Consider the following 16,388-nt stretch of genomic DNA (forward strand, 5'->3'; position numbering starts at 1 on the left):
CCGCTTACTTCACGCCCCAGATGGCTTTGTAATGCCCTTGATAGCCGTTCTGCGGGTCGTACAGGTTATTGGCACCGCCATCGCTGGCGACATTATCACGGGTGACCAGATGCGCCGGTGTGACATAGCCAGAAGGCGGCTGTTTGGCAAAGGCGCGGTTGAATTCATCCAGCAACTGCCAGCCATGCAGTTTCAGTGGTTCTGGCACGGTGGCAGACTGGCTGTCTCCTGAACGGATACGCTGATAGGCAGAAATCGAACCATCACCGGCCGAGATGTTATACGGGGCATGGCTGCCTCCTTTACCGGCGGTTTTCAGCGCCGGAGCCATAAAATCGAAGTACAGATCGTTGATCGCCAGTGCGTACTGGAATTTGTCGCCGTATTTCTGCAACAGGCTGAACGTCATGGTTGGCATACGGCTGGCAGTATCTGCCAGCGGCGTATCGATAAATTCCAGCACGGTGCAACCACGGCATTTGCCGATTTCTTCTTTCATCACATTGGCTTTATCCAATGCGATTTGGTACAGCGAATCGGTAAAGATCAGCACGTTGGCCTGCCCACCGGATTGCACCACAGCGTATTGCGCAGCGATGCGCGCCACCTCATTGGAATCGGAGGTGACGTTATAGAACACGTCATATTTGGCGATTGGGCCGGGTTCTGGCACTGCGTGCCAGGCGGTCAGCACGATGCCTTGCTGGATCGCCTTTTTGAGCGGGATTTTGGCTACGTTAGGGTTCCAGCCGCCAATGACAATGCCGTCAGGTTTCTGGGCGATTGCCTGATTGAGCGATGACAACTGATCCTTTACCGAACCACCGCCGTCTAGCGTTTCCAACTGCCAGCCCGCCGCTTTGGCGGCTTCGCTCAGCCCTTGCTGTACCCCCTGCACGCCGCCGTTCTTCATATCGGAAGCAATAAAAATGATTTTTTTATTCGGCAGCAACCGCGGGCCGCTGGTGGGGCCATTCCACTGGCTGGCGCTGGCCGTGGCCTTGTTCACCGCAGCGGTGGCCTGATCGAGATAGGCATCAGCCCATACCGGTGCAGTGGTTAACAGTAACGTGGTGAACCCTGGTAATATCCAAAAATGTTTCATTGGTGAACTCCTGAGGAAGGATTGATCGTCTTCTGGTTATTCTTTTTGGCGAAAGTCGCCTGACTGTGTTGTACCGCTTTTTGATTGAGTAACCGGCGGCGCTGGGCATAGCCCGCCAACGTGATGGAAAGCAGCAGCGTGGTACCGTTGAACAAGGGTTCAACCCAGAATTCACCGCCAAACTGTTGGATACCGGCAATGCCGATCGCCAGAATGGCAATACCGATCACGGTGCCCCAGACGTTGACCCGGCCAGGGCGAATAGTGGTGCTGCCAAGGAAAGCACCGACCAAGGCGGGTAATAAGTAATCCATGCCGACGCTGGCCTGCCCGACCCCTTGTTCAGCGGCGATCAGCACGCCGCTAAAGCCGGTGAGCACGCTGGAGGCCATGAAAGCGCCAATGGTAAAGCGGTTGACGGAAATACCATTCAACCGGGCGGCTGCCGGGTTGCCGCCTACCGCATACATGCAGCGCCCCAGCGGGGTGTGTTCGGTGCTCAGCCACAGGATGATGGCGACGAACAGCACATAGAAGGCGACGATCGGAATACCGGCAAGTTCGGTATGGTGCAGGGCGATAAAGGCGTCGGGTAAGTCACCGACAATCTGCCGCCCGCCGGAGTGCCACAGGGCCACTGCATACAGCACGGTGCCGGAACCCAGGGTGGCGACGAAGCTGTCGATATCTGCCAATGCCACCAGAATACCGTTCAACAGGCCATACAGCGCGGAAATCACCAAAACGGTTAAGACCGCCATCTGCCAGGAAAACCCGTATTCCACCTGTAAGGTGATCGCCAGAATGTGCCACAGCACAATACCGAAACCGACGTTAAGATCGATCTTGCCGACGATCATCGGAATAGTCGCTGCCAGCGCCAGCAGCGCGATTTTGGCTTTGCTGGACAGGATCGCCTGTAACGTCAGCATTGAGGCAAACGACGGCGTGGTCAGTGAAAACAGGATCACCAGCAGAATACACAGCAGAAGCAGGCCATAACGGGTGAGGATCTGCATTAACCACGGACCAGCGCCGTCTTGCGCCAAGCTGACACGTTGTTCTAATGCTGTTGATTTAATAGATGTTTTATTCGACATGCAGTTTCTCCACCACGGCTTCCTCAGCGCTGGCAGAGGCCAGCTCCAATAAATTAGCGAATGAGACTTGTTGGTTTTTGAGCTCGCCGACCACCTTGCCCCGGTTGAACACCAAGGCACGGTTGCAGAGATGGGCAATCTCCTCGAAATCGTTGGAAATCACCAATACGGCTACGCCTGCTGCCAGAGATTGATTTAACAGGTGATAGATTTCCGCCCGTGCGCCCACATCAACTCCGGCGGTAGGATCTTCCAGGATCAGTAAGGGCGCGCCCAAATGCAGCCAACGTGCCATCACCACTTTTTGCTGGTTGCCGCCGGACAAGGCGCTGATATCGATATTGACGTCCTGTGGCCGCACGTCGAACAACTGTACTTTCTGTTCGCTGGCGGCGATTTCGGCGTGGCGGCTGTAGCGTGCCAGCAGCTTGTGGCCACCGGCGCAGGGGTTGATAAACAGGTTTTCGCGCACGCTCATCGACAGGACCAGGCTTTCACCGGTGCGATCGCCCGTGACCAGTGAAACACCGCAGGCCATTGCCTGTTGCGGATGGGTGGCAGCGTAAGGCCGATTGCGGAATTGGATCGCGCCGCTCTCGTGCTGGCGCAGGCCAAACAGCAGGCGGCCAATTTCTTCCTGCCCGGCACCGCGCAGCCCGGCTAACGCCAGCATTTCACCCGGTTGCAGGCTGAAACTGACCGGGCCGATGTCACCGACCACCACGTCAGTGAGCTGCAATACCGGCGGTTGCTGTTCTGGCAACGGTTGACGCTGGTTGCTGGGCATCGCTTCGCCGACGATCATCTGCACCAGATCGCGCAGTGAATAATCTGCCGTGTTACCTCCGGCGACATAGCGCCCATCGCGCATGACGCAAACCCGATCGGCAATTTCCATCACCTCATCCAGCCGATGGGTAACATAAATCATGCCGACTTTTTTGGCTCGCAGCCGATTGATTACGGCAAACAGATGGCGCACGTCATTGGCGGGCAGCGACGCCGTGGGCTCGTCCAACACCAACAGTTCGGCGTTCACCGCTATTGCTCGTGCGATCGCCAACAATGATTTTTCGGTGCGGGAAAGTTCAAACACTCGGGCGTCTGGCTCCAAGACAATCCCCACATCCTGTAATGCTTCGCTGGCACGCTGGCGGATAGCGCGCCAGTCAATCAGCCCGAAACGGCGTGGGAAACCCATCACCAGCGCCATATTTTCCGCCACCGTCATCCATTCGATCAGCCCTAAATCCTGATGGATGAAAGCGATAGGCTGATGATTGGCGCTTTTTAGCGCTGCGGCTGAGGCTATGCTGTTGCCCTGAAAGCGGATATCACCGCTATCGCGTGGGTAAACGCCAGCCAGTACCTTGATCAAGGTTGATTTACCCGCACCGTTTTCTCCCAACAGTGCCAGAACTTCACCGGGCATCACCCGCAGGCTGACATCGTTAACTGCGACGTTGCCGCCAAACCGCTTCACGATATTACTGAGTGCTAGCATGGGTTGAACCACGTTGCTTTGAGTCATGTGATGCGCCTCTGTGTCCGGTTTGCGCCGTTTGTGCGCTGCAAACAAGACAAATTTGCTGGTTAATTAAACTTTATATTTCACAATGCGAAATTCAATTTCAAAAATAATAGGCCGAACGCTGATCTAAAGCAAAGCCGAACGGTTTTTAATTGTGCTTAATAAACAAGGGATTATTTTTGTCTTTGCGAATTTGTGACCTATAACTCACTTCTGAAGTTGCCAGAATGTTGCACATTTCAAGGGGGCTGCCGACAATGAAACGGCGTTCCGCCTTCACCTGATTTGGCCGTTAGGGTAACATTCCTGGCAAAGAGCCGGTTATACCCCATGGCTTGCAAATTGCTGCCTGGCTGCGATTTGAAGGGCAAAGGTATACCACGCCGTGGCATTGGCAGGCGGTTCGATATTGGAGATTGTTTGTTATGAGTGTGAAAGCTGTTGACGAGAAAGATGATAAAAAAGACAAGCCGCTGGGTAGCCAAAGCCTGTTTCGTGGTTTGCAATTAATTGAAATATTGAGTAATTTCCCCAATGGCTGCCCACTGGCACACCTCTCTGAACTGGCTGAGATGAACAAAAGCACGGTGCATCGCCTGTTGCAGGGGCTGCATGCCAGTGGTTACGTCACGCAGGCACCTTCACCTGGCAGCTATCGGTTAACGACCAAATTTATTTCTATTGGTCAGAAAGCTCTGTCTTCGCTGAATATCATCCATGTGGCGGCACCGCATCTGGAGCAACTGAATCTGGAAGTGGGTGAAACGGTAAACTTCTCCAGCCGCGAAGATGACCATGTGATCCTGATCTACAAGCTGGAACCCACTACCGGCATGATGCGCACTCGTGCCTATATCGGCCAGCATATGCCTTTGTATTGTTCAGCAATGGGTAAGATTTTCATGGCGTATGGCAAAAGTGATTACCCGGACCATTACTGGGAAACTCACCAGCAGGCGATCCAGTCTCTGACGCGCAATACCATTACCGAATTGCCGAAGATGTATGAGGAACTGGCCAATATCCGCAAGCAGGGGATGGCGATGGATCGTGAAGAAAATGAACTGGGCGTTTCCTGCATTGCTGCCCCGGTGTTCGATATCCAGCAACGTGTGCCTTATGCCGTATCGGTTTCCCTGCCGACCGCCAAGCTACAGCAGGTGGGTGTGAAATCGTTGATGAAACCGGTGCTGGCCACGGCGCAGCGTATTTCCCAAGAGTTGGGGTTTATGACCTACGATTGAATATTAGCAATGCTGATGCTGCATTAGAAATATCCATTTCCCCTAATAATTATCTCTTCGTATGATGCGCGTGTTGAACGGCTCGCGCCGCTTTTCTGGCGCTCTCAGCATCGCAATGCGGCCAACACGCTGCATTTCGCAGGGTAATGACCGTGTTTTTAGAGGGAATAAAATGTTAGCCATCTTTTTTCAAGGTTTTGCCTTGGGCGCTGCGATGATCCTGCCGCTTGGCCCGCAAAACGTCTTTGTCATGAACCAAGGAGTGCGTCGCCAATATCATTTGATGATCGCTTCGCTGTGCGCATTGAGTGACATTGTTCTGATTTGTGCCGGTATTTTTGGCGGCAGCGCCTTGTTGAGCCGTTCGCCGCTGTTGTTGGCATTGGTAACCTGGGCTGGGGTGGCTTTTTTGCTGTGGTACGGCTGGGGCGCTTTCCGCACCGCATTCAGCCAGCATTTGGCGCTGGCCACTGCCGCAGAGATGAAACAAAGCCGCTGGCGCATTGTAGTAACGATGCTGGCAGTAACCTGGCTGAACCCGCATGTTTATCTTGATACCTTTGTGGTGCTCGGTAGCTTTGGCGGCCAACTGGCACCGGAGATCCGTTCCTGGTTTGCCCTTGGCGCGATCAGTGCTTCCATCATTTGGTTCTTTGGTTTGGCTTTGCTGGCTTCGTGGTTGGCCCCATGGCTGAAAACCCAAACTGCGCAGCGGGTTATTAACCTGCTGGTGGGGCTGGTTATGTGGGGAATTGCCCTGCAATTGGCCTGGCAAGGCGCCCATTAATGAGAATTTGTCACTATTCCGAATAGAAAATGCCGCCGGATATGCTAGCTTTAGGCCAAGAGTAAAGTTTGCCATTCTAAGTTAAGGAGATACTGTGAAGCTGAAAGCATTGGCTATCGCCACAATGATTGGATTAGGTGCGTTACCGCTGGCGCTGCACGCGGCGGAGCTGCCAGCAGGGCCGCACGTAGTGACTTCCGGTTCTGCCAGCGTGGAGGCCACCCCGGATATCGCAACATTGACGATTGAAGTGAGCGTTTCCGCCCAAGATGCCGCTCAGGCGAAAAAGCAGGTTGATGAACGCGTGGCGCAGTATTTTGATTTCCTGCAAAAAAACGGTATTGAAAAGAAAGATATCGATGCAGCCAATCTACAGACGCAGCTGGAATATGATTATCTGAAAACGGGAAAATCGGTGCTGAAAGGCTACCGTGCCGTGCGCCAGGTGCAGGTGACGCTGCGTCAGTTGGATAAGCTGAACGAGCTGCTGGACGGTGCATTGAAGTCTGGCCTGAATGAGATCCGCGCGGTTGAATTAGGGGTGGCAAACCCAGAAGGTTACCGTGAACAGGTGCGCCAGAAAGCGATAGAAAATGCGACCCGGCAAGCGGCTTCATTGGCAAAAGGGTTCCAAACCACGCTAGGGCCGGTGTACAGCATCAGTTATCACGTTGCTGAACCTCAGCCAATGCCGATGGCGCGTATGTATAAGGCTGCGTCTGCGCCGGAAAGCGATGTAGCGCAAACCTATGAGCAGCAAAGTATTCGCTTTGACGATCGGGTTGATGTGGTGTTTGAGTTGCAGCGTAACGCAGCGCAGTAAGCGATATCAGGGTGCAGCAATTGCACCCTCTCTTAATCCTGCCTTAACACCTGGTGACCGTGAGCCAACAACGCATCAGTCACCTTGCGCATCATGCGGCTTTCAGGGGCAAAACGGTGCCAGAACAGCATACGGCGTTGGAACAGGCCCGGTGTCAGATCGAGCAGATCTCCAGAGGCTAATTCTTTCTCAATCTGTAGATGTGGGATCATACAACAGGTAGTGCCCTGCCGTGCCAACTGCACAAAGGCTTCCGAAGAGTTAACGATATGGCATGGCACACTGCCTGGCGAAAGATCGAAATTTTGCTGCAAAAACGCCTGGTGCATATCATCAAGATGATCAAACGCGACTGCCGGTGCTTTCAGCAAGGCTGAACGGGTAACGCCGTTGGGAAAATAGCGTTCGGCAAACCCTTTGGACGCGACGAACAGATAATCTAATGCCCCCAACCGATCCACCAGACAGCTTGGCAGTGGCTGCGGTTGGATACTCACCGCTCCCACTACTTCACCCCGGCGCAGCCGCTCTTGGGTGCGGGTTTCGTCTTCTACCTGCAAATTTAAACGGATTGGGGAATCGGCCAGCACCGGTTTCAACGCCGGTAACAGCCAGGTTGCCAGACTGTCGGCGTTGACCGCCAACGACAGCAGCAACGGTGTATCAATGCCGTTGTCATTACCCAGCCACTCCTCCTCTAACAATTCAACCTGATGCAGCAGCGCCAGGAGTTTTTGCCCTTGCTCTGTCGGGCGCGGGGGCACGGTGCGCACCAGCAGCGGTTGGCCGAACAGGTTTTCCAGCTGTTTAATGCGTTGGGATACTGCCGATTGGGTGATACAAAGCTTTTGCGCCGCACGTTCAAAACCACGTTCACGGATCACGGTGTCCAGCGCTTGCAGCGTCCGATAATCTGGGCGTTTCATCGGAGAGATATCCCTTAAAAGTAAACTGATATTGGCACTATGCCACATTTTTACAATTTCCCGGGTGAAAAAATCGCGTGATTTCAAACCACAGCGCGTGGTACTTGAGCCGGTGCGGAGAAAAATGTGCAGCAAGGTGAATAAGTGTGATCCTGCCGAAGTGAAAAACAGCGTTTTGCCCTATAATACGCCCACGTTTTCGTACATAGGCTATAAACCAATCATGACTCAGGATGAACTGAAAAAAGCGGTGGGCTGGGCGGCACTGGAATATGTGAAACCCGGCACGATTGTCGGGGTGGGTACGGGTTCCACGGCGGCTCATTTTATTGATGCGCTTGGTTCGATCAAAAATCAGATCGAGGGGGCGGTATCCAGCTCCGATGCGTCCACTGCCAAATTGAAAAGCCTGGGAATTCACGTTTTTGACAGCAATGAAGTGGACTCGCTGGATATTTATGTTGATGGCGCGGATGAGATCAACGGCCAGATGCAGATGATCAAAGGGGGCGGTGCTGCCCTGACCCGAGAAAAGATCATTGCGGCGATTGCCCGCCAGTTCATCTGTATTGTTGATGCAACCAAGCAGGTTGATGTGTTGGGTAAATTCCCGCTGCCGGTGGAAGTGATCCCGATGGCGCGCTCCTATGTGGCGCGTGAATTGGTGAAGTTGGGTGGTTTGCCGGAATATCGCCAGAACGTGTTGACCGACAATGGTAATGTGATTCTGGACGTCCATAATCTGAATATTCTTGATGCTGTGGCGTTGGAGAATAAAATCAACAGTATTGCAGGTGTGGTGACCGTCGGCCTGTTCGCCAACCGTGGCGCGGATGTCGCACTGGTAGGGACACCGAATGGCGTTAAAAAAGTCGTGAAATAAAGATGCTTGCTGGGCGCAGTTGACTGCGCTCATCTGCTCTCTGCTTTACATAATCCCCCCTAAAACATCTTTTCTGAAAATGGCTAAATTTGGTGATATATGTCACATTACTGCAAGAATGTCCGCTAAGTTCCTGCCGAATTTTTCCCTGGTGGCATTTTCTACCAAAAACCACCGGCGGTATGCTCTCCGCCATGAACGGGAGAGCAATCGTTTGTATTGCCGGACGCGTTATTTTTGCTATGTTGGGGGGACGTGCTGTCTTGTATACCCAAAGTACTTTCAAGTAAGAGGGGTATGGCAGCCACTTTTGGAGTCTGAATATAGGGTCAGGTAAATGGCAAAAGTATCATTGGAGAAAGACAAGATTAAGTTCCTGTTGGTGGAAGGGGTTCACCAGAGCACGGTAGATAATCTGCGTGCTGCCGGATATACCAACATTGAATATCATAAAGGTGCGTTAGACACCGAATCGCTCAAAGCATCCATTCGTGATGCGCACTTCATCGGCCTTCGATCGCGTACCAATCTTACCGAAGAAGTTTTCGCTGCCGCAGAGAAACTGGTGGCGGTGGGTTGTTTTTGTATCGGTACCAACCAGGTTGATTTGAAAGCGGCGACCAAGCGCGGCATTCCAGTGTTTAATGCGCCATTCTCCAATACCCGATCCGTAGCCGAAATGGTGCTGGGGGAATTGCTGCTGATGTTGCGTGGGATCCCTTCCGCTAACGCCAAAGCGCATCGCGGTATCTGGCAGAAACTGGCCGTTGGTTCGTTTGAAGCCCGTGGCAAGAAGCTGGGGATTATCGGTTACGGCCATATCGGTACGCAGCTCGGTATTCTGGCTGAAGGTTTGGGAATGAAAGTATCGTTCTACGATATTGAGAACAAACTGCCGCTGGGTAACGCGCAGCAGGTACGGCATCTGTCTGATTTGCTTAATATGAGCGATGTCGTGACGCTGCATGTACCAGAAACGCTATCAACCAAGAATATGATAGGTGCCGAAGAACTGGCAATGATGAAACCAGGAGCGATCCTGATTAACGCTTCGCGCGGCACCGTGGTGGATATTCCGGCACTATGCGATGTATTGGCCAGCAACCATTTGGCAGGGGCGGCGATAGACGTTTTCCCTGAAGAACCTGCGACTAACAGCGATCCGTTCAATTCGCCGCTGTGCGAGTTTGATAATGTGTTGCTGACGCCGCACATCGGTGGTTCGACGCAGGAAGCGCAAGAAAACATTGGTGACGAAGTGGCCGGGAAACTGGCGAAATACTCCGACAACGGTTCTACGCTGTCTGCGGTTAACTTCCCGGAAGTGTCGTTGCCGATGCATGGTCCGAATTCCAGCCGCTTGCTGCACATCCACGAAAACCGCCCAGGTATTCTGACGCAGATTAACCAGATCTTCGCAGAGGAAGGTGTGAATATCGCGGCTCAGTACCTGCAAACCGGGGCAGAGATCGGTTACGTGGTAATTGATATCGAAGCGGAAACCGAGCGTGCGGCGGCGGCGTTGCAACGTATGAAAGCGATTGAAGGCACGATTCGCGCTCGCTTACTGTTCTGATCGGGGGTACGACTAAACGCTGAGGCCGGAGAAATCCGGCCTTTTGCTATCCCACGCCCATGTGCGCGACGGTGTGATGATCTCCGGCAGCGGGATGTCCCACTGTTCTACTGGTAACTGTTCTATATGTTGGCAATCATGGGCCAACCCTATCGGGTAGGGGCCGTGATGTTGCCAATTCTGCAAGGTGCGATCGTAAAATCCGCCCCCCATTCCCAACCGCTGGCCCGCCGAATCGAACGCTACCAGCGGCGTCAGAACAATATCCAACAGTGATACCGGCAAAACGGTACGTACATCAAGCACAGGCTCCAGAATATTAAACCGGTTGTGTACCAGCGGCGTATTCGGGGAATAACGCAGAAACAGCAGGTTGCCAGGGTTGAACGGGTGCAATACCGGCAAATAGACCTGCTTACCCAGTTGCCATAATTGCTTAATCAGCGGGTGGGTATCCAGTTCACCATCGAAGGAGAGAAATACCGCAATGTGCTGCGCCGCTTGAAGGCGTGGATGCTGTGTAACACGAACGGCAATCTGCAACGCAAAATCGTGTTGCTGTGCTGCTGTTAAAGCCCGGCGCCGTTGACGGATTTCGTTGCGGATAGTTTGGCGTTGCTGGGTGAACTGGGGTTGAAAAGGCATAATGCTGAATTCGTGTGACATAGTGAACTAACACATTGAAAACACTAAATGAAGGGAATCTCCGAGATGCCGTCGCAGGCTGTAACCCTTGAACCCATGGTTCAAGGTGAACGCGCTGTCACAACCTTAAGGCTTCTCGGACGGGCCGAGCATGCACACCGGTCGCGGAACATCACATTCTGTTGGTACTAAATATCGGCTCAGGGGACTGACCCGCTGGCAAACATCTCAGAGAAATTTTTTACTCATTGCTGAAACCTTCAACTTCAGCAACTTACGTTATTCGAATTGTACATCCTGACGTTCAGAGATGCGACCTTGTTCAAGCAATGCCTGCTCAATGGTCTGTTGCAGCATACGGATGCGTTGTTCCATATTGGCCGCATAATCACGCGTTTTCAAGCGTTCTTGAGCAAGTTCGTGACAGACATTCAATGCTGCGATAAAAACGAGTTGCTCTGTATTTGTGACTCTAGTGCGAACTTTAAGATCTTGCAACCGTTGGTTAAGATCTTCTGCTGCCATGTTCAACGCATCTTGTTGTTCTGGCGGGCAATTAACTCTTAATGAACGGCCAAAAATTTGAATATCTACCGGTTGTGCAGACATGCCACCTTCCTGCCTAAATTTAGCACCAGCCCCGATCACCTTTGCCGGGCAACTCAAAGCGGGCGCCACTATATATATCTCGCTACCAAGATACAACCCTTTTTTAACACCTTTGTGTTTGAAATTACAGGGTTGTTAGCGAATCCGCCAAGTATCTTCAGTACCTGATTGTTATCTACTTTGTTAGACATTAGCAGATAAAAAAAGATTTCAAAATGCGTATTTACTGCATTTACCCTACACTGACAAAGTACGGATACTGGCGTAGCATAATGATAACCCACCACTGAGGTGTCGCACTCAACTGGTATCGCGACTGACCTTGGTGGTAGCATAACACGAACTTATCTTGCCAACGACGACGAATGCGCATGTCTATATTGAATACATTTCCCAATTACCAATCTTTGACCGCCGCTCTCAACCAGCAGGCAGTAGCCTTAACGGCCGCAGAAATGCATGGCCTGATCAGTGGCCTTTTGTGCGGCGGCAACCGTGATGCCAGCTGGTTGACGCTGGTGTTCGAGTTGACCAACGAAGGTATCGCCTTCCCGCAGGCGTTGAGTATGCCATTGCAACAATTGCATGAGGCGACGCGTGATACGCTGGAAGACGATGACTTTATGTTCCAGTTGCTGATGCCGGAAGGTGAAGCGGTCGATGTTTTTGATCGTGCTGACGCGCTGGCGGGGTGGGTGAATCACTTCCTGTTAGGGTTAGGAATGATGCAGCCAAAACTGGCGCAGGTGAAAGACGAAGTGGGGGAAGCTATAGATGATTTGCGCAATATTGCTCAATTGGGCTATGACGAAGACGAAGACCAGGAGGAGTTAGAACAGTCGTTGGAAGAAGTGGTGGAATATGTGCGAGTTGCTGCGATCCTTTGCCATACCGAATTTACCCGTCGTAAGCCAACGGCACCGGAAAATAAAAAGCCGACGTTACATTGATTGTTGAGTTTGAGAATTATTGATGTTGCAACAAGAGAGTTATCCTCAGTTTTCGCCTGTAAACTGGGGATAAACGTGAAATAGGCAAGGCGATGCCTATTATCGCTAAACGTGGCTACGTATTATCAGAGAAAAAATCGGAACATGTGGTGCTGATCTCATCCATTAACCGTTTAGCCAACGGCGTTAGACCTTGTTGCTGTTTGTAAATCAAAATGTACAAAGCATCCGGTAATTCTTCTTTGATCGGAACCATTGATATAAGGTCTTTTATATAAGGTACTTTGAGGATCGCTTTAGGGCCGACGAACAGATAGTCTTTGTTTAAAACCAACTGTTCACCAATACTCATTGAATCACCATAAATAAGTGTATCGCCATTAGCTCTCCCTTGTGGGAAAATAAATTTCTCTAATGTTTTATAGTGCCCGGTTCTGGCGTTAGGGAAATACCATTTGGCACCTTTTAATTGATCTAATGAGGTGCTTTTAATTAAAGGATGCCCATTGCGAGCAATAATACAAAATTCTGCATTGATTGAATACTCAACGGAAAACTCACTCATGGATATTTCAGGTGACGCTATACCAATAAAGAAATCTAATCTCCCTAATCGCAACGATGTCATTAATTCTGAAAGTTGCCCCTCAACAATGGTAATACTGGAAGCCGGATGCTGCTCTTGGAATTTATTAATCAAAGAGGGCATTATGCTAAATGCTGGCAGGTGGGAGCAGCCAAAGGATATCGTACCTTGCGAGAGTTCATTTGATTGGTGTAGTTCATCTATGGCCCTTTCCAGGTCATTGAGTATCATATTAACTCTGGGTTCAAAGATACGCCCCATTTTAGTGAGCGTCATACCTTGAGGCCCTCTGGCCAATAAAGAAACACCCAGAATTCGTTCTAATTCCTGAAGGCTTTTGGTCATGGCGGGTTGTGTTTGAAACAAAGCTTGCGATGCGGTTCTGATACTTCCATAACGAATTATGGCTTGAAAGTTCCTGAGTTGATTAATTTTGGGGAGTTCTTTCATAGTGCACCATTATGAATTTTATAAAAGATAACACTAATTATGTGAATGAATTTTTTCTTTAAGTATTAATCAATCATAGCTAATTCTTTTTTTTTATCAAGAATGACGCATTGGTTTTACAATGTCTTTAAATATCAATGGGTTTTTACTGCCTGCCATTCTAACTCGCCGTGAGCCAATGTTGATATTATCACTTAAGGTGAAAGTTCTTTTGTTCCATTATTATCATTATCCTCCCGATAAAAGCTGGAAAAATGCCCATAAAATTTTTAACTCATTGTAGTGATGATGGGGCGGCCTTCAAAGAGCTAGAAAGGTGCTTCTTTATGGATAATGTTCTCTGTGGTTGATAAAGAGCTGATAAAGTTTATGGTGTGCTCGTCAGAAAAGCTGGTTTAGCTTCGTTTTCTTCATACCAAGGATAGTTTTTGCATTCCCACAACAGCTTATCCATCATCTTTCTGGCAACCTGCGTCAGTGGTAAACGCCGGGAGTAGATAAAACTGTAAGATGCATCTGGTAATGGTTCGCTAATCGGTATCGTACACAATAACTGATTTAGGTAAGGTACTCGTAACGTTTCCTTGGCTGCTACTGTTAAGAAACCTGCATTCAGCACCATCTGTATCGCCATGATTGCAGTTCCCCCTCTGATCACCATTTGTGGCGATTGTTTCCCTTCGGGAAACAAAAAAGTATCCAGTTGGTTGTAGTAACCTAATTGTGAGGTCGGCAAATACCATTTAGCCCCTTGGAGCTGCTGTAGTGAGTGGCTTTGAGCCAACGGATGCTCCCGGTGTGCCAATATACCAAAAGGAGCGGTAAAGAACGGTTCCTCGATAAATTCGCTGGAGATAATATCTTCAGACGATGCAGCGCCGATAATAAAGTCTAATTTCCCAGCGCGTAAGGCTGGCAAAAGTTCAGAAATCTGCCCTTCCGTGATATTGATACTGATTTGTGGAAAACGTTTTTGAAAACGTAAAATTGCCGGAGGTAGCATGGTAAAGAAGGGCAAAGAAGAACTCCCTAACTCAATGGTGCCTCTGGATGCTGCGCTAAATTGTTTTGTTTCAGTAACAGCGCGCTCTAATTCTTTCAATATTAGCTGTACACGAGGTTCAAAGAGTTTCCCTGCATCAGTCAGCACAACACCACGAGGTCCGCGGATCATCAACTGCGTGCCTAACATCTTCTCAAGCTCGTTCATTGATTGTGTTAAAGCGGGCTGAGTTTGATGTAGGGCTTTAGCCGCTGCACGAAAGCTGCCATGTTCTATAATTGACTGGAACATTTTCAGCTGATTGGGTTTGGGTAGGTTTCTCATGAATATTTTATCTTTTTCATCCATTACTAATTTTTTATGTTCAATTGATGCTTGTGAAATATAAAATAGGTGATTTTACGATAACTCTATGAACAATAATTACTTTTTATGAATCAGGTGTAAAGGAAAAGACTAACAAGATAGAAAGAGGTGCTGGCATTTCTATCCTGATGTCAAAAAAATAATTTAATACCAAATGAATATGTCAAGTTCAGCTAGGTATAATGTGGCCGCTGATAGGCGCAAGCTGTTTGTTCTCTCAACATCGTTCAACGAAAGTTAGGTTAATACTGTCAACCATATTCTGTAGTTAATCAGTTTACATAAGTCTCTTTCTTTATCTGATACCCTGGCTTGTGGTACATGATTCCCCACTGATTTATCTAAGTTCTTGGGGGCACTACGTCACATTTTTCCAATTATTTAGGGCATGGTTGCGAACCAATAAGGGGCATAATGAACGCATACCCAGCTTCGTTAATGCAGCTCGTTTGTGGTGGCTTATCGTTTTGTAGTTTAGTTGTAAATCGTTAGCTATCTGGCTTGGCGTTTTTCCAGCCAGTAAGTTTTGTAACACCACCCACTCGCGTGACGTGAGCATGGCAGAAAATCTGCCGGTATCTTCACACTGTTCCTGGTGGGAAGGAACAGTCTCCAGCAAGCGTTTTTGCAACTCTTCCAGGCTGATTGAGCTATCCAGTGTGAGCCAGACGTTTTGTAGCCCGCTAAAATAGTTTTTCAGTACGTCAACATACGCCACTTCACTGAGCAACACGACTTTGCAGGAAGGTGACGTTTGCGGTAAATATTCACCAATAAAACGCAACAGCGCGGCAAGATTATAATCGCTGTTGCTGAGTGTCAGGATCACGATATCCACAGTCGGCAAACAGCTTAGAAGAGTCTCGCAGTATTTTAAATTATCGGTACTGGCAACAATCTCAAGTTGTCCAGATAAATGAGTATCGCTGATGAGCGATTTTAATCCAGCTTGAGTAAAATTACAGGAGCATTGAAGCACTACTTTTTTCTTTCTCATTGTTTCCTCAGGAAATTTTTAGTGTATAAATATCTTTTTATAAATAAACACAATAAGTGAAATTTCATCAGAGCCAGGCTGCTTTCAATATACTTACGAATAAATTGCCTTTGAGAACATTAACAGTGCACAGGCAGTATCAATATAAGTTTTAAATTCAATCTGAACTTTGCTTGCTGAGGAGCGGCTGAGATCATCAATCGCAATAAACCCATCACCTAGGCTGGGATAAATTTTGTCATGAAAATCCTTTTCATTTAGTATCAAGAAACACATTAAAAACATATTGTTAACATGTTTCTGACTGGCAGGATTAATTTAATGAGTTAGCAAAATTTTTTATCAGCAATACCTGTTTTTTAAACTTTAGGATGAACCAATAACCTTTTATCACATGAGGTCAATATTCATGTTCGGAAGGTTATTTATTGTTCATCCTCCTATCGTTGAGAGGCTGTTTTAGAGAATGCCCCACTTGATGAGAGGTAGTATAGGATTTTACTTACATCCTGTGAAGGAAATATTTTTTATCGGTGATAACAAAAAATGATAGTAAAGCGTGGAAATTAAAAAAAAGAAATTTAATGATTATGGTATCGCTTTGCAGCATAGCAATTCATTGAGTCATCGATAGTATAACAGCAACAGGATACAAAATAATGAATGGATATGCTAGCCTAGAGTTAGTTATAAGGAGTAAATCCTCGTTTGGTGTTAACGGTTTTCTTTTTTACATTAAAGTTATTGAATAATAAAACATATCATTACTTATAAAACCAAATATTATGCGGGAAATAGTTCATTTAA

The 16,388-nt window shown here is 48.9% G+C and carries 15 protein-coding genes and 1 other RNA gene; 6 read left to right on the forward strand and 10 right to left on the reverse strand.

All coding sequences use genetic code 11. From position 1 onward, the window contains the following. Window positions 1–4 precede the first annotated feature (4 nt). Genes Z042_RS09105 through Z042_RS09115 form a run of 3 tightly spaced genes read right to left on the reverse strand, consistent with a single transcriptional unit; the run spans window position 5 to window position 3,736 of the window. On the reverse strand, window positions 5–1,105 hold the full coding sequence (locus Z042_RS09105) for an ABC transporter substrate-binding protein (protein ID WP_024910005.1): 1,101 nt from the start codon (window positions 1,103–1,105) through the stop codon (window positions 5–7). Next, window positions 1,102–2,205 (reverse strand): ABC transporter permease, encoded by a 1,104-nt coding sequence (locus tag Z042_RS09110; protein ID WP_024910006.1) that lies wholly within the window; start codon window positions 2,203–2,205, stop codon window positions 1,102–1,104. The genes Z042_RS09105 and Z042_RS09110 overlap by 4 nt, the downstream gene beginning before the upstream one ends. Beyond that, a complete protein-coding gene (locus tag Z042_RS09115) occupies window positions 2,195–3,736 on the reverse strand; it encodes a sugar ABC transporter ATP-binding protein (RefSeq protein ID WP_024910007.1) in 1,542 nt (513 codons plus the stop codon). The genes Z042_RS09110 and Z042_RS09115 overlap by 11 nt, the downstream gene beginning before the upstream one ends. Before the next feature lie 425 nt (window positions 3,737–4,161). Here Z042_RS09115 and Z042_RS09120 point away from each other — a divergent pair, with 425 nt between their 5' ends. The 3 genes from Z042_RS09120 (at window position 4,162) to Z042_RS09130 (ending at window position 6,590) form a co-directional block, all read left to right on the forward strand. Beyond that, the gene (locus Z042_RS09120; RefSeq protein ID WP_024910008.1) at window positions 4,162–4,980 is read left to right on the forward strand and encodes an IclR family transcriptional regulator; all 819 of its coding nucleotides are present in this window, start codon (window positions 4,162–4,164) and stop codon (window positions 4,978–4,980) included. A gap of 172 nt (window positions 4,981–5,152) precedes the next feature. Next, complete coding sequence (gene argO / locus Z042_RS09125) at window positions 5,153–5,767, forward strand: arginine exporter ArgO (RefSeq protein WP_024910009.1); 615 nt, start codon at window positions 5,153–5,155, stop codon at window positions 5,765–5,767. Between the two features lie 94 nt (window positions 5,768–5,861). After that, the gene (locus tag Z042_RS09130; RefSeq protein ID WP_024910010.1) at window positions 5,862–6,590 is read left to right on the forward strand and encodes an oxidative stress defense protein; all 729 of its coding nucleotides are present in this window, start codon (window positions 5,862–5,864) and stop codon (window positions 6,588–6,590) included. A 32-nt stretch (window positions 6,591–6,622) separates the two neighbouring features. Here the strand turns inward: Z042_RS09130 and Z042_RS09135 are convergent, their stop codons facing one another. Then, the gene (locus tag Z042_RS09135) at window positions 6,623–7,516 is read right to left on the reverse strand and encodes a LysR family transcriptional regulator ArgP (protein ID WP_024910011.1); all 894 of its coding nucleotides are present in this window, start codon (window positions 7,514–7,516) and stop codon (window positions 6,623–6,625) included. Between the two features lie 223 nt (window positions 7,517–7,739). Between Z042_RS09135 and rpiA the strand changes: the two genes are divergently transcribed. Beyond that, complete coding sequence (rpiA, locus tag Z042_RS09140; RefSeq protein ID WP_024910012.1) at window positions 7,740–8,399, forward strand: ribose-5-phosphate isomerase RpiA; 660 nt, start codon at window positions 7,740–7,742, stop codon at window positions 8,397–8,399. Window positions 8,400–8,736: 337 nt separating this feature from the next. Then, window positions 8,737–9,975, forward strand: a complete 1,239-nt coding sequence (serA, locus tag Z042_RS09145; RefSeq protein ID WP_024910013.1) for a phosphoglycerate dehydrogenase — start codon at window positions 8,737–8,739, stop codon at window positions 9,973–9,975. Window positions 9,976–9,987: 12 nt separating this feature from the next. Here serA and Z042_RS09150 read toward each other — a convergent pair whose 3' ends face one another. From Z042_RS09150 to zapA, 3 genes are all read right to left on the reverse strand, one after another. Then, complete coding sequence (locus Z042_RS09150) at window positions 9,988–10,620, reverse strand: 5-formyltetrahydrofolate cyclo-ligase (RefSeq protein WP_024910014.1); 633 nt, start codon at window positions 10,618–10,620, stop codon at window positions 9,988–9,990. A 54-nt stretch (window positions 10,621–10,674) separates the two neighbouring features. Continuing rightward, a non-coding RNA gene (gene ssrS, locus Z042_RS24915) (6S RNA) lies at window positions 10,675–10,858 on the reverse strand. Between the two features lie 41 nt (window positions 10,859–10,899). Continuing rightward, complete coding sequence (gene zapA / locus Z042_RS09155) at window positions 10,900–11,229, reverse strand: cell division protein ZapA (protein ID WP_024910015.1); 330 nt, start codon at window positions 11,227–11,229, stop codon at window positions 10,900–10,902. A gap of 371 nt (window positions 11,230–11,600) precedes the next feature. On the opposite strand from zapA, the gene Z042_RS09160 reads away from it, so the two are divergent. Continuing rightward, window positions 11,601–12,179, forward strand: coding sequence for a YecA/YgfB family protein (locus Z042_RS09160; RefSeq protein WP_024910016.1), 579 nt, complete (start codon window positions 11,601–11,603; stop codon window positions 12,177–12,179). A gap of 115 nt (window positions 12,180–12,294) precedes the next feature. Here the strand turns inward: Z042_RS09160 and Z042_RS09165 are convergent, their stop codons facing one another. From Z042_RS09165 to Z042_RS09175, 3 genes are all read right to left on the reverse strand, one after another. Further along, window positions 12,295–13,215, reverse strand: a complete 921-nt coding sequence (locus tag Z042_RS09165) for a LysR substrate-binding domain-containing protein (RefSeq protein WP_024910017.1) — start codon at window positions 13,213–13,215, stop codon at window positions 12,295–12,297. Window positions 13,216–13,582: 367 nt separating this feature from the next. After that, window positions 13,583–14,566, reverse strand: a complete 984-nt coding sequence (locus Z042_RS09170; RefSeq protein ID WP_051506669.1) for a LysR substrate-binding domain-containing protein — start codon at window positions 14,564–14,566, stop codon at window positions 13,583–13,585. A gap of 376 nt (window positions 14,567–14,942) precedes the next feature. Then, window positions 14,943–15,581, reverse strand: a complete 639-nt coding sequence (locus Z042_RS09175) for a helix-turn-helix domain-containing protein (protein WP_081758378.1) — start codon at window positions 15,579–15,581, stop codon at window positions 14,943–14,945. Between the last annotated feature and the right edge of the window lie 807 nt (window positions 15,582–16,388).

This window comes from Chania multitudinisentens RB-25 (assembly GCF_000520015.2).
GTDB lineage: Bacteria > Pseudomonadota > Gammaproteobacteria > Enterobacterales > Enterobacteriaceae > Chania > Chania multitudinisentens.